Genomic DNA, 13614 nt, shown 5'->3' with positions numbered 1-13614 from the left:
GAGTATTTTAACCAGATAGAATGAACAGTTACTTAGTACGATTGGTATTAACAGTAGATTAGGGTTGTTTAGTGCGAATACTGGTTATTGGAGCATTGGGTACTATTGGTCGAAAGCTGGTGCCGGCTTTGGTTGGGGCTGGTCATCATGTGAGTGTTAGTTCGCGCGACCCTAATAAACCAGCGCCTTGGCCAGAGTTAAGTTGTCCGCGTTTTACCTTAGACTTGCTGGAGCCTAGTAGCCTGCCAGATGCTCTGGAAGACATTGATCTTGTGTATTACCTAATGCATGGCATGAGCGATGGTCAGGCTCATAGCGAACTAGAAGCGATTGCCGCCAAAAACCTTGCCAATGCAGCAGCTGCGGCTAGGGTGCAGCGTATTATTTATATGGGCAGTTTAGTATCGGTTAAACCTAAGTCTGAGCACATGCTCGCGCGTATAGCGACTGCTGAAGCGTTGGCCTCGAGCGGGGTTGCTGTGACGGAGTTACGAGCAGGCATTATTATTACACCCGGCTCCGCTGCTTTTGAGGTGATGCGCGACTTGGTGGGGCATATGCCTTTAGCTTTTGTACCTAAAGCCATTGAGACTAAAGCGCCGCCAATAGCCTTGGAAAACGTGCTCCATTACTTGGTTAAACTCGCCAACATGCCAGAAACGGCAGGCATGGTATTAGATGCGGCCGGGCCAGAATGGTTAAGCTATCGACAGCTTATGTTACGCATTGCTAAGCACTTAAATAAGTCGATAAAAATTATGGTGCTACCTGGACTGCCAATAAAGCTTGCTTGCACCGTGTTAGGTTTAATAACCTCTGTGCCACAAAGTTTGGCTAAGGCTTTGATTGCAGGGTTAGCTGAACAGTTGGAGGCCAAACCAGAGGTATTACGTGGTTTAATTCCTCAACAATTAATGTCAATTGACGATGCCATTGCGCAGGTATTTGAAGAAGAGCAAGTACATACTTACCCTAAGCGCTGGCAAGATGGCGTGCCCACCTTCAGAAACTTTTCCTCATTGCATGGCTTTTATGCCAAAGTGGCTAAAAAAACCGTCACGGTGAATGCCTCAGCAGCAAACACTTGGCGAGTAATAAATTTACTAGGTGGTAAGCATCGTTACTTTTACCTCGATGTGCTGTGGGCTCTGCGCGAATGGATGGATTTTGCAGTTGGTGGAAAAGGTAGAGAACACGGGCGCAGTGATTATCGAATGCTGCAAGTAGGGGATCGAGTCGATTCTTGGACCATCTTGAGTGTTGAAGAAGATGAATACTTAGTGATGCGTTTTGGTATGAAAGCACCCGGGGGCGGCGGTATGCAAATTAGTATCGAGCCTTTGAGTGAAAATAAACACCAATTGGAAGTGGCTTTGTATTGGCATCCGGCCGGTTTCTGGGGCCTAGTATATTGGTACTTTTTTGCGCCTTGGCATGGCTGGTTACTTTGGGGAATGACTAAAAACATGGCCAAGTTGGCAGAGCAGAATCAGCAAACTGAAGAACAAAAGTAGTCCACCATTAATCACAACTAATGGTGGACTTAAACCCTAGTAAGGTGCTGGGTAGCGTTTAAATACTTCGCCAATGTCGGCCATTGCCTTCTCACTTAAAGGCATAGCAAATGCGGCAATGTCTTCTTCTAACTGCTGCATGCTGGTGGCACCAATAATGGTAGAGCTTACTCCGTCTACTTGGTCGCACCAGGCTAAGGCTAATTGCGCAGGCGTATAGCCATAGTGCGCTGCTAGGTCGGCATAGGCGGCAACCGCTTGGTGAGCAAGTTCGGTATCGCGGAAAATGCCGTTGCGTTGCATAAAGGTCCAGCGGCTGCCTTCTGGGCGAGCGCCGTTGGCATATTTACCGCTAAGCATCCCCCCAGCCAACGGAGACCAAGGCAAATAGGCAATATTCTCTTGCACACAATTCTCAATCAAATACGGCCAATCTTTAGCATGTAACAAACTAAACTCGTTTTGAATCGACACCATGCGTGGCAAGTTATGTTGTTCGCTCAACTTAAGATAAGTATTTATTCCCCAAGGAGTATCGTCAGATAAGCCGCAGTGACGAATTTTTCCGGCTTCAATACAGCGTTGCAAGCCTTGCAGTATATCTAGCATCTGGGCTTGGTGGTCAGCAGCATCTAGTGCGGTTGGTTGAATATGATTCGGCCAGTGTTTACCAAAGTGTGGAGTGGAGCGATTTGGCCAGTGTAGTTGGTACAAATCAATATAGTCGGTTTGTAAACGCTTTAATGAGGCATCTACTGCTGCTACCACTTCTTCACCATTAATAGGGCCGCCATCACGCACCCAAGGCAAGCCAGCACCAGCAATTTTAGTGGCAATAATTACATCGTTACGTTTCTGCTGGTTGGCTGCAAGCCAATTGCCAATAATGGCTTCGGTTTTGCCGTAGGTATCTGGAGAGGGTGGAACAGCGTACATTTCTGCAGTATCAATAAAATTAACCCCTTGGCTTAGGGCGTAATCAATCTGTTGATTAGCATCTTGCTGATTATTTTGTAGGCCCCAGGTCATACTGCCTAAGCACACTCGCGAAACTGATAAGTTACTGCTGCCAAGTTTAGAAAAATTCATGTTAGGTCCATTAATCGGGTTAGCGCACAAGCAGTTAGCTTAGGTGATGGCTAATTGTGAAAGCAAGTACAAATAATTCTTGATGGTAGATTAGCTGAGTAACATGGCTAGGATTCGCGATAAAGTTTGCTTAAGGGTAATATGCCAACGTTTCAAATAAGCCATTGGATATTACGTGAGCGACTATAAACCCTCGTCATTACCTATTGATTCCCTGCAAACGCGGTTTGTTGAGCAACTTGCTCATGATCATTTGGTGGTAGAAGCTGCCACTGGCTCAGGCAAGTCCACCCGTTTGCCGGTGTGGGCGGCTAGCTTAGGTAAAGTGCTGGTGGTGCAACCAAGGCGGATAGCTTGTGAGGCTTTATCCACTTATGTCTCTGAACAGCTGAGTTTAAGCGGATTGCCTTTTAAGGTGGGTTATTCAATTCGTTTCCACTCAAGCGTTAATGAAAATACTAACATTGCTTTTGTCACTCCCGGGATCGCCTTGCGTTGGTTAGCCGAAAATAAACTTGCTGATTATGCAGTGCTGATTATTGATGAGTTTCATGAGCGCCGGTGGGATTGCGATTTGTTGTTAGCTTTAGCTAAGTTTTTACCACTTAAAGTGGTGGTAACTTCGGCTACCTTGCAAGGCAATAAGTTGAGTGAATATTTAGCTGCGAAGGTGCTCAAAACTACCGGGAGAGAGTTCCCAGTTAGTGTGAGTTATGAAGCGCGCGAGTCTCATCACCTGCCAGATAGCCGACGAGTTACCGAATCAGTTAAGCAGGTTGTTGAGAAGGCTTTGCTAAAGGATGAGGGCGATGTATTGGTGTTCTTGCCAGGCCGAGCAGAGATTCAAGCCTGCCAAGCTAGTTTGAGTGGGCTTGATGCAGAGGTATTGCCACTGCACGCAAGCATTAGCGCGCAAGAGCGTAAAACCATACTGGACAACAGCAGCGAACAGCGGGTAAGGCGAATTATTCTTGCAACAAACGTTGCCGAAACCAGTTTAACCATTCCAAGAATTACCAGTGTGATTGATTCTGGCCTGGAGCGGCGCACCAAGCAGCGCGCCGGCAGAACGGTATTGAGTTTGGAGCGGGTGTCACGCGCCAGTGCCGAGCAGCGACGTGGCCGAGCAGGCCGAGTATGTGCAGGCCATTGTTACCGTTTATGGGGAGAGTTTGCGCCGCTAGAGTGTGTAACGCCGCCACAATTGCTGCGTGAAGAGTTGTTAGAGCCGATGCTATTTGCGGCAAGCTGTCATCACGCTTTAGCAAAGCTTCAATTTCTTGAAGCATTGCCTGAAAAGTCATTAAGCATTGCTAGTGAACGGCTAAACCGAATGCAGGCTTTGCGCACCGAAGACAGTTTAAGTGAACACGGCCAACGCTTATTAAACTTACCGATTGACAGTTATTTTTCGCATTTGGTCAACCTTGTCCCCAAGGGGCCGGAGCGTGAGGCTATGCTCGACTTGGCCGCGGCCTTAAGTATTAATCGTAGCCTTTATCAAAAGCCAAAATCGGAACACGCTTTAAAAGTGTTGAGCCAGTGGCAACCTTTGCATTGTGATATGAGCATTACACTAGATTTGCTGCGCGGGAAAACTTGGCCGGATGAACTAACGGTAAACCAAGACGCTTTAAAGCAAGCGCAGGAGTTAGCCGAGCAATTACGTTCAGTAATGGCTTTAGATGATCTTGCTTATGCGAAAAGCTATAGCCGCGATAAACTGCTAGAAGCCTTGTTAGTTGGCGCTAAAGAACTGGTATATGTAAGACGAGAAAAGCGCACCAATGCGATGGGAAATGGAAATGCAGAGTTGCAAATTAGCAGAGAAAGCTTATTTGATGATGCTCAATTAGCGGCAGTGGTGTTTGATCTCTACAGTTTACCCGGGCGAGGAGTAAAGCAGTTAAATAACATTGGTTTGTGCTTAGCGCCGGTGAGTTTAGAGTTATTGGCAAAACACCGCTTTGGCGAGCTACAAAGCAAAACGAGTGTTGCTGCTGATGGCTCTCAGCTGATGCAACGAGTGTATGCAGGCAGAGTGATTGGCAGTGAGAAAGTTGCCTTAAGCGCAGAAGACTATCGCCAAGCGCTGGCTAAGCGGATACTCGCCAATCAACAGTCTGGCTTTAGCCAACTAGATTTTATTCAAGATATTGCGGCTTGGAACTTATGGGTAAGCCTTGGTGAAAAACACGGCGGTGGAGAAGGTGACAAAGTAAATTCTCTAGAGTGGTTGAGTTCTCAATTGGCTTTATTAGGCGTAGAAAATGCCGAAGACTTTAGTTTAATCGAAGCTACAGATTTTGTATTTGAGGGGATCCCCCAATGGCAACGCGAAGACTTTGAGCAACGCTACCCGCGACAGTTAGTATTGGCAGACTTAAAACTGGATGTTGAATACAAAGCAGGTTCTAAACAAGTGATTGCTCACTATGCTTCTGGCGGTCGTAAAGCGGGACCTAAACGTTGGGAGCTGCCAACATGGGCAGGTTGGCGAGTGTTTTATGTTAAAGCGAGCAAGCGAGTGGCTCTTACTTAATTTGTGCTTTTAGTTAGCGCTCGCAGCAAGTTGTTTAGCTTAACAGCGAGTCGCTAATAAAGGTGTTTTCTATTTAGCGGTCATTCGTTTTAGTGTGTCATCTTTTAGAATGAAGTGGTGATATAAAGCTGCGAGTACATGCACTGCAAGCACCACATAGAGAAGTTGGCCGCCGTAGTGATGAATAGCCGAGCCAATCTCGTTAAGTGTTTCATTTTTTTCTGCAAAACCGGCTACCGTAAACAAGCCAAAAAACTTAACATCATGGCCGCCAGACAACGACATAATCAAGCCGGAAATAGGCATTGCTAACATCAGCAGATATAAAGCGATGTGGCCTAGATGTGCCATCTTAAGCTTTATCCCTTCACCAATAGGAGCGGGTACTTTACTTACGCGGTGCCAAACAATTCGTATTGCTATCGCTACAATAGCGAGTAAGCCTAAACCTTTATGAAGGTCGTATAGTTCAAACTTCTCAGGTCCTCTAGGCAAGGTATCCATATACAGTGCAACGGCAATTAAGCTTAAAATAAGTAGTGCCATTAACCAGTGAATCAGTTTACTAAGAAGCCCAAAGCTCTGCGGGCTATTTGTTAAGTTCATGTGTTAAATACCATTACATTAAATGTGGCTTAACTTAGCAAAAAGTCTGTTTATGTAAACTGTATTTACGCTTCTTTACGCAGCCTTTAAAACTTGCCAAGGTATTGTTGATAAGACTTTTTTCAAGCAAAAATGTTTTGGTCACTGGGTTGCTAAGTTTGGCTATGCTAGCATGGCGTTAATTGTAGATTATGGTCGGAGTGCTAGTAGTGAAACGATTCCTTGGCGTAGTGTTGCTGATGGTTATCGTAGTGCTGTCTTGCCTAGTGGCTGTAGATCGTTATATTTCTCGCCAAGTTTCTGGACAGTGGTTTCGCGATATGCAACAACTGCCGCCTCAGCCAGTTGCTTTAGTATTAGGCACAAGTAAGTATGTGGGTAAGCGACTAAATACTTATTATACTTTTCGAGTTGAAGCTGCAGCTAAGCTATACCATACCAATAAGGTTCAGGCGCTAATCTTGAGTGGCGACAATGCTACCCGCTATTATAATGAACCTATAACCATGTTAAACGACGTACTGCGCTTAAATGTACCCCGTGAGCATATTGCCTTGGATTATGCAGGGTTTCGTACTTTTGATTCTATTGTGAGAGCTAAAGAAGTGTTTGGCCAGCAGGCCTTAATTATTGTGTCGCAACAGTTTCATGTTGAGCGGGCCTTATACATTGCTAACCAATATGGTATCGAGGCTTATGGTTACGTGGTAGATGATGCACCGCAAGCTTTTCATTGGCGGGTTAGGCTGCGTGAGGTATTGGCGCGAACCAAAGCGTTGATTGATTTACATGTACTGCATGCTGAGCCGCATTTTTTAGGTGCTCCTGAACACGTCACAATTCGTGAAAATAATGAAGAATAAGCAAATGAGAATAATCAAAGTATGGCCGGTTGTGGTGTGTCTTTTGTTTGGCTTTAGTCCTTCTCTTAAGGCAGAACAAGAGATTGTCCCATTTATTGTTGGTGGTAATGATGCACCGGCTAATTATCCGTGGATGGCGCAAGTTTTTCTTGGCTCATCGCGCTGTGGTGGGGTGTTAATTGGTGAGCGCTGGGTGTTAACAGCCGCTCATTGTACCTATGACTCTAGCCGACTGAATCGAACGATTGCTGCTTCAGAGGTAAAAGTATTGTTGGGAAATTACCTGTTTGCCAGTAGTGCTCACTCGGATGCCTTGCAAGTGAGTGAGGTATATCAGCACCCAAGCTATGTTAATCCTTCCGATTCTGGTCCTGCCTTTGATTATGATGTTAGCCTATTGCGATTAACTGAAGCACAAAGCGTAACGCCGGTTATTCTTAATGCGAATAAGGTGACCGATGCGCTCAATATTGGTGGTTTTATGCAGGTGATTGGCTTTGGGCGAACCAATACTGACCCTTTGAATCCAATTTATCCAGACGTGTTACAGCAAGGTAACCTGAGCTTGATAAGCGAAAGCCGTTGTGAAGATGAGTGGTCCGCTTCTTCAATTACCGAGCAAATGTTTTGTGCCTATGGCACTAACCAAGACGCCTGTTCGGGTGATAGCGGAGGCCCGGTTTTTATTGAGGAGCAGCAGCAACATCGTTTATTGGGCTTGGTAAGTTGGGGGAATCTGTCTTGCCAAGGCAGTTCAGGGGTGTATGCAGACATAGGCACCGTTTGCACTTGGATCAGCGATACCGCCAGCATTGCTGGCGATAGCAGCCTTAATTGCAGTATTGCGGATACTCCCTCGTCAAGCGGTGGTGGTGCCAGTTGGTGGCTATTAGTTTTAGGCTTGCCTTTGTGGCTATTGCGGCGGTTTAGCAAAGCACAGCATTTCAAGCGCTAATCCTTGCTATTACAGGTCGCAATCACTAAAATTGCGGCCTTGTTGATTATTGAATAGCCCACAGAGTTTTTAGCCCAATGCGTGTTGCCGATTTTTCTTTTGAACTCCCCGATGAGTTGATCGCTCGTTATCCAAAACAGCAACGTCGCGATAGTCGTTTATTGTGTCTTAATGGCAATACTGGTGAGCTACAGCATCAGCAGTTTCCAGATCTACTAGAGCACATTAAAGCTAACGATTTATTGGTTTTTAACAATACACGGGTTATTCCTGCGCGTTTGTTTGGTCACAAAGCGAGTGGCGGAAAACTTGAAGTGCTGATTGAGCGTGTTTTAGATGAGCACCGAGTGCTGGCGCATGTTCGCTGCTCTAAATCGCCTAAACCCGGTTCAGCGCTGCGTTTGGCCGATGCGTTTGATGCCACCATGCTAGCTCGTCATGATGCCTTATTCGAACTACGTTTTGATGACCAGCGAACAGTACTAGAACTGCTTGAAGCCTACGGCCACATGCCATTACCTCCTTATATTGACAGGCCTGATGAAGACGCAGATAAAGAGCGTTACCAAACGGTGTATAGCGAGAAACCCGGTGCCGTTGCCGCGCCAACTGCTGGCTTGCATTTTGATGATGAGTTAATGCAACAAATTAAAGACAAAGGTGCAGATATTGCCTTTGTTACCTTGCATGTTGGTGCTGGTACGTTTCAGCCGGTGAAAGTTGAGTCGGTAGATGAGCATGTGATGCATTCTGAATACGCCGAAGTTGGCGAGGATGTTGTGGCTAAAATAGCTAAAGCTAAAGCAGCTGGTGGCAGAGTGATTGCGGTGGGTACCACTTCTGTTCGTTCATTAGAAAGCGCGGCTAAAGATGCCAAAGCCAGGGGGCAAGCTTTACAAGCTTACGCGGCAGAAACTGATATTTTTATTTATCCTGGTTATCAATTTGAGTTGGTTGATGCCATGGTCACCAACTTCCACCTGCCTGAGTCTACATTGATCATGCTGATTTCGGCATTTGCCGGTAAAGATAATGTGACCAAGGCTTATCAAGCCGCTATAGAGCAGCGTTACCGGTTTTTTAGTTATGGCGATGCCATGTTTATTGAGCGTAAAGACGCTTAGTTAATCCTATTTTGGCGATTAGACAATTATCTAAGCGCTTATTTGAGGCAATCTGAATCGGACTGTTTTTCCGATCTGAGGTAAGTTATGAAATATGAATTATTGGCGCAAGACGGCAAAGCACGTCGCGGCCGTTTAGTGTTTGAACGTGGCACAGTAGAAACCCCTGCATTCATGCCTGTGGGTACTTACGGCACCGTAAAAGGCATGACGCCAGAAGAAGTAAGTGCAACGGGTGCAGAGATATTACTGGGTAATACCTTCCACCTTTGGCTTCGACCTGGTCAAGAAGTGATGAAAGCCCACGGTGATTTACATGATTTTATGAACTGGCAAGGGCCTATTCTTACCGACTCAGGCGGTTTCCAAGTATTTAGCCTGGGCGATATTCGCAACATTACTGAGGAAGGCGTACATTTTCGCAACCCGGTAAACGGCGATAAAATCTTCTTAACTCCAGAAAAATCGATGGAGATCCAAAAAGATTTGGGCTCCGACGTAGTGATGATTTTTGATGAATGTACGCCTTACCCCGCGACTGAAGAAGAAGCGGATAAATCGATGCAAATGTCCTTGCGTTGGGCTGCTCGCTCTCGTCAGCGCCACGATGAGTTGGAAAACAAAAATGCCTTGTTTGGCATTATCCAAGGTGGCGTATACGAGCATTTACGTGATGTGTCGTTGGAAGGCCTAACTAACATTGGTTTTGATGGTTATGCGATTGGCGGCTTAGCAGTTGGCGAACCCAAAGAAGATATGCACCGCATTCTTGATTATGTGGCGCATAAAGTACCTGAAGATAAACCACGGTACTTAATGGGGGTTGGTAAACCTGAAGATTTGGTTGAAGGTGTGCGCCGAGGTGTGGATATGTTCGATTGTGTAATGCCCACTCGAAATGCGCGAAATGGTCACCTATTTACTAGTGAAGGGGTGATTAAAATTCGCAATGCACGTCACCGCGAAGATACAAATACACTGGATAAAGAGTGTGATTGTTATACCTGTCAAAATTATTCTCGTTCCTACTTGCATCATTTAGACAAGTGTAATGAAATCCTTGGCGCTCGTTTGAATACCATTCATAACCTACGTCACTATCAGCGCTTGATGGAAGGGTTACGTGGTGCAATTGCAGCCGGTAAGTTAGACGATTTTGTAGCAGAGTTTTACGCAAAGTTGGGGCGTGAAGTCCCACCTTTGGCGGAATAATGCCCGATTGAGCAAGCAAAGCCTTGTTTTTGCTTGCTCCGTCTCCATTTAATAAGGTAGTTGTATAGATTATCTTAAGTTTTTAATTTTTTAATGAGGGTAACAATGAGCTTATTTATTTCTCCAGCATACGCAGAAGGTGGTGCAGCGGCACCTGCAGGTGGCGGCATGGAACTAATTTTCATGATGGTGATTTTCGCGGTAATTTTCTACTTCATGATTTACCGTCCACAGTCTAAGCGTGTTAAAGAGCATAAGAATTTGATGTCTTCATTGTCTAAAGGCGATGAAGTACTCACCACTGGTGGCTTGGTAGGTAAAATCATCAAGATTTCTGATGAAAATGACTACTTCCAATTAAGCCTAAGCGATGACACCACCGTTACGCTTAAGAAGGACTTTGTATCAGCGGTATTGCCAAAGGGCACGCTGAAGTCGCTATAGTAGCTATTCGGTCACTAGGGATAAGATTTTGTTAAATAGATACCCTTGGTGGAAGAACCTGATGGTAATCGCTGTGATTGCCATCGGCTTTCTTTACGCCACGCCAAACTTGTACGGAGAGGATCCTGCAGTACAAGTGTCTGGCACTCGGGGCGCTCAAGTAGAGCTGGCCCAATTAGACGAGATTCGCAACTTCCTCACAGAGCAGTCTATCGACTTTCGCTCTGTTGCCTTTGAAGATGGTTTAGCCTTAGTACGTTTACGTAACGATGCTGACCAACTTAAAGTAAAAAGCCTCTTACATGATTTATTGGGCGACGACTACATCGTTGCATTAAACCTTGCTCCAGCAACGCCTAGTTGGTTAGATGCCATCGGTGCGGGCCCGCTTAAACTTGGTTTGGACTTACGTGGTGGTGTGCACTTCTTAATGGAAGTGGATATGGATGCCGCAATCAGTAAAGCCCAAGAAGGTATGATTCAAGATTTTCGAAGCGACTTACGTGAAGAAAAACTGCGTTATGCTGGGGTAAGATCGCAAGGCGATTCTGTGGTAGTTCGTTTTCGTGACGAAGACACCCTAGATAAAGCCATTAGCTTTTTAGACCGCAAATACAATGAATACCAATTTAGTGATGCTAGCCAAGGCGACCAATTCCGTCTTAGCGCTAAAATGACTGATGAGAAGCTAAAAGAAACTCGCGAGTATGCACTGCAGCAAAACATTACCATTATCCGTAACCGGGTAAATGAGTTAGGTGTTGCTGAGCCACAGGTACAACGACAAGGTTCTGAGCGTATTGTGGTGCAATTACCAGGTGTTCAAGACACCGCTCGTGCTAAAGAAATTTTAGGTGCAACCGCTACTCTTGAATTTAGAATGGTAAATACCGACGCTGATGTGCGTGATGCAGCCGCAGGCCGAGTACCTCCTGGTTCTCAACTGGCAAAACGTGTTGATGGCTCGCCAGTAGTATTGCGTAACCAAGTTATTTTAACCGGTGACCATATCGTTGGTGCACAGTCGGGTTTTGATGAGTACAGCCGCCCGCAGGTTAACATTAGCCTTGATAGTCAAGGTGGTAGCAAAATGGCTGCCTTCACTAAAGATAATGTTGGCCAATCAATGGCGACTTTATTTATTGAGTACAAACCTACTGGCAATAAAGACAGTGAAGGTAAAACTATTCTAGAGCGTCAAGAGGAAGTGATTAACGTTGCTACCATTCAATCGCGCCTTGGTCGTAGTTTCCGAATTACTGGTATTGACTCTCCTGCCGAAGCACAAAACTTAGCGCTACTTTTACGTGCTGGTGCGCTGATTGCGCCGATTCAAATTGTTGAAGAACGTACTGTTGGCCCAAGCCTAGGTCAGGACAACATCGATAAAGGCTTCATGGCTATTGTGGTTGGTTTGTTAGCACTGCTGGTATTCATGCCTCTTTACTACCGTAAGTTTGGCTTAGTGGCTAATTTTGCCTTGATTGCAAACGTTGGGGTAATTGTTGGCGTAATGTCGATGATTCCAGGTGCTACCTTAACCTTACCGGGGATGGCGGGTATTGTACTCACCGTTGGTATGGCGGTTGATGCTAACGTGCTTATCTTTGAGCGTATTCGTGAAGAGCTAAGCGACGGCCGCAGCCCTCAGCAAGCAATTCATTACGGTTATAGCAACGCACTTTCAACGATTTCTGATGCTAACATCACTACCTTTATCACTGCGTTGATTCTTTTCGCGATTGGTACCGGCGCTGTAAAAGGCTTTGCTGTGACGCTAGCGATTGGTATTGCAACATCTATGTTCACTGCCATTGTAGGTACCCGTGTAATTGTTAACTGGGTATGGGGCGGTAAGAAAATAGACAAGTTGTCTATCTAGGAGCTACGACGTGTTTTATTTATTTAGACCAAAAGGCACCGTGCGCTTCATGTCGCACCGCAAACCATTTATTTGGTTTACTGTTTTGCTGATGGTGGCTTCGGTAGCTAGCCTAGCGATTAACAAAATCAATTGGGGTCTCGACTTTACTGGCGGTACTTTGATTGAAGTTGAGTTTTCTCAGGCAGCTGATCTTACAGAAGTACGAGAAGTGATGGGCAACAATGGTTACCCTGATATCGTTGCACAATACTTTGGTTCTCAAACCCAAGTATTGTTGCGGATGATGCCGCGTGAAGGAATTGATAGCCAACATTTAGGTGACAGCATTATGGGTTTGCTTCGCAGTGAAGTAGATTCTAATGTTGAAATGCGCCGGATTGAATACGTAGGCCCAACGGTAGGTAAAGAGTTAGCAGAGCAGGGTGGCTTAGCTATTATCGCCGCTCTGGGCTGTATCTTGCTGTATGTGGCAATGCGCTTTGAATGGCGAATGGCTTTAGGTGCGGTGTTAGCTTTGGCTCACGATGTAATCGCAACCTTAGGTTTGTTTTCACTATTACAGTTAGAGTTTGATCTCACCGTTATTGCTGCGCTGCTAACCGTAGTAGGTTACTCCTTGAACGATACCATTGTTGTATCAGATAGGATCAGGGAAAACTTCCGTAAGTTACGCAAAGGCGACCCTGAAGAGATTATCGATGTTTCTTTAACTCAAACCTTTAACCGTACAATTGTGACCTCGTTAACCACCATCATGGTACTGGTATCTTTGTTCGTGTTGGGTGGTGAGTTGATTCACAACTTTGCTACGGCTTTATTGTTTGGTGTTTTCATTGGTACTCACTCTTCTATTTACGTTGCTAGTACGCTGGCATTGTACTTAGGCATTAAGAAAGAAGACTTTATGCCCAAAGAAATCGAAGAGAAAGAAGGTGCCGATCAGGACCCTATCGCATAATTATCTAAACCCGCTTCGGCGGGTTTTTTGTTATTAAGGAGAAAACACAATGGCTCATAATTCTCGTTTTTTGGCGCTAGTTGATGATTGTCGTAGTCGTATTAAAGAGTGTGACGTTCACCAAGTAAAACAATGGCTGGACCAAGGTTTGGCATTCACCTTGATTGACAATCGAGAGCAAGATGAGTGGCAAAAAAGCCGTATCCCAATGGCTAAGTATATGGGGCGAGGGGTAATGGAGCGCGACGTAGAAACGGCTATTCCTGATTTAGATACCATGATCGTTATCTATTGTGGTGGTGGTTTTCGTTCGGCTTTGAGTGCTGACAATTTGGTGAAGATGGGTTATACCAATGTGATTTCTATGGATGGTGGGATCCGAGGCTGGAAAGAAGCGGGCTACCCCTTAGAAGGCGCATAAG

At 45.5% G+C, this 13614-nt stretch carries 12 protein-coding genes; 10 read left to right on the top strand and 2 right to left on the bottom strand.

Annotated elements, in window-relative coordinates; genetic code table 11:
• Positions 1-71: 71 nt before the first annotated feature.
• Positions 72-1514, top strand: a complete 1443-nt coding sequence (locus tag K5L93_RS03115) for a DUF2867 domain-containing protein (RefSeq protein WP_220718435.1) — start codon at positions 72-74, stop codon at positions 1512-1514.
• A 36-nt stretch (positions 1515-1550) separates the two neighbouring features.
• On the opposite strand, the gene K5L93_RS03110 is transcribed toward K5L93_RS03115, so the two are convergent.
• Entirely contained in the window at positions 1551-2603 is a 1053-nt protein-coding gene (locus K5L93_RS03110; RefSeq protein WP_220718434.1) for an aldo/keto reductase, read from the bottom strand.
• A 175-nt stretch (positions 2604-2778) separates the two neighbouring features.
• Here K5L93_RS03110 and K5L93_RS03105 point away from each other — a divergent pair, with 175 nt between their 5' ends.
• Positions 2779-5145, top strand: coding sequence for a helicase-related protein (locus K5L93_RS03105; RefSeq protein WP_220718433.1), 2367 nt, complete (start codon positions 2779-2781; stop codon positions 5143-5145).
• 69 nt (positions 5146-5214) lie between these two features.
• On the opposite strand, the gene K5L93_RS03100 is transcribed toward K5L93_RS03105, so the two are convergent.
• Complete coding sequence (locus K5L93_RS03100) at positions 5215-5751, bottom strand: cytochrome b (protein ID WP_220718432.1); 537 nt, start codon at positions 5749-5751, stop codon at positions 5215-5217.
• A 209-nt stretch (positions 5752-5960) separates the two neighbouring features.
• Between K5L93_RS03100 and K5L93_RS03095 the strand changes: the two genes are divergently transcribed.
• The 8 genes from K5L93_RS03095 to K5L93_RS03060 all read left to right on the top strand — a co-directional run bounded on the left by K5L93_RS03095 (position 5961) and on the right by K5L93_RS03060 (position 13613).
• On the top strand, positions 5961-6614 hold the full coding sequence (locus tag K5L93_RS03095) for a SanA/YdcF family protein (protein ID WP_246614968.1): 654 nt from the start codon (positions 5961-5963) through the stop codon (positions 6612-6614).
• A 4-nt stretch (positions 6615-6618) separates the two neighbouring features.
• Positions 6619-7569 (top strand): S1 family peptidase, encoded by a 951-nt coding sequence (locus K5L93_RS03090; protein ID WP_220718431.1) that lies wholly within the window; start codon positions 6619-6621, stop codon positions 7567-7569.
• A gap of 77 nt (positions 7570-7646) precedes the next feature.
• The gene (queA, locus tag K5L93_RS03085) at positions 7647-8693 is read left to right on the top strand and encodes a tRNA preQ1(34) S-adenosylmethionine ribosyltransferase-isomerase QueA (protein ID WP_220718430.1); all 1047 of its coding nucleotides are present in this window, start codon (positions 7647-7649) and stop codon (positions 8691-8693) included.
• An 87-nt stretch (positions 8694-8780) separates the two neighbouring features.
• Positions 8781-9905: a tRNA guanosine(34) transglycosylase Tgt gene (gene tgt / locus K5L93_RS03080; protein WP_220718429.1), complete on the top strand. Its 1125-nt coding sequence runs from the start codon at positions 8781-8783 to the stop codon at positions 9903-9905.
• Between the two features lie 105 nt (positions 9906-10010).
• Positions 10011-10349 carry a preprotein translocase subunit YajC gene (yajC, locus tag K5L93_RS03075; RefSeq protein WP_016401246.1) on the top strand — a complete coding sequence of 113 codons (339 nt, stop codon included), beginning with the start codon at positions 10011-10013 and terminating at the stop codon, positions 10347-10349.
• A gap of 28 nt (positions 10350-10377) precedes the next feature.
• Entirely contained in the window at positions 10378-12231 is a 1854-nt protein-coding gene (gene secD / locus K5L93_RS03070; protein ID WP_220718428.1) for a protein translocase subunit SecD, read from the top strand.
• 49 nt (positions 12232-12280) lie between these two features.
• The gene (gene secF / locus K5L93_RS03065) at positions 12281-13192 is read left to right on the top strand and encodes a protein translocase subunit SecF (RefSeq protein ID WP_220721428.1); all 912 of its coding nucleotides are present in this window, start codon (positions 12281-12283) and stop codon (positions 13190-13192) included.
• A gap of 49 nt (positions 13193-13241) precedes the next feature.
• Entirely contained in the window at positions 13242-13613 is a 372-nt protein-coding gene (locus K5L93_RS03060; RefSeq protein WP_220718427.1) for a rhodanese-like domain-containing protein, read from the top strand.
• The last annotated feature ends 1 nt before the right edge of the window (position 13614 follow it).

The organism is Agarivorans litoreus (assembly GCF_019649015.1).
In the GTDB taxonomy this organism is placed as follows: Bacteria; Pseudomonadota; Gammaproteobacteria; order Enterobacterales; family Celerinatantimonadaceae; genus Agarivorans; species Agarivorans litoreus.
Note: the sequence above shows the minus strand (reverse complement) of the source record. Positions and strands in the feature narration are given on the sequence as shown.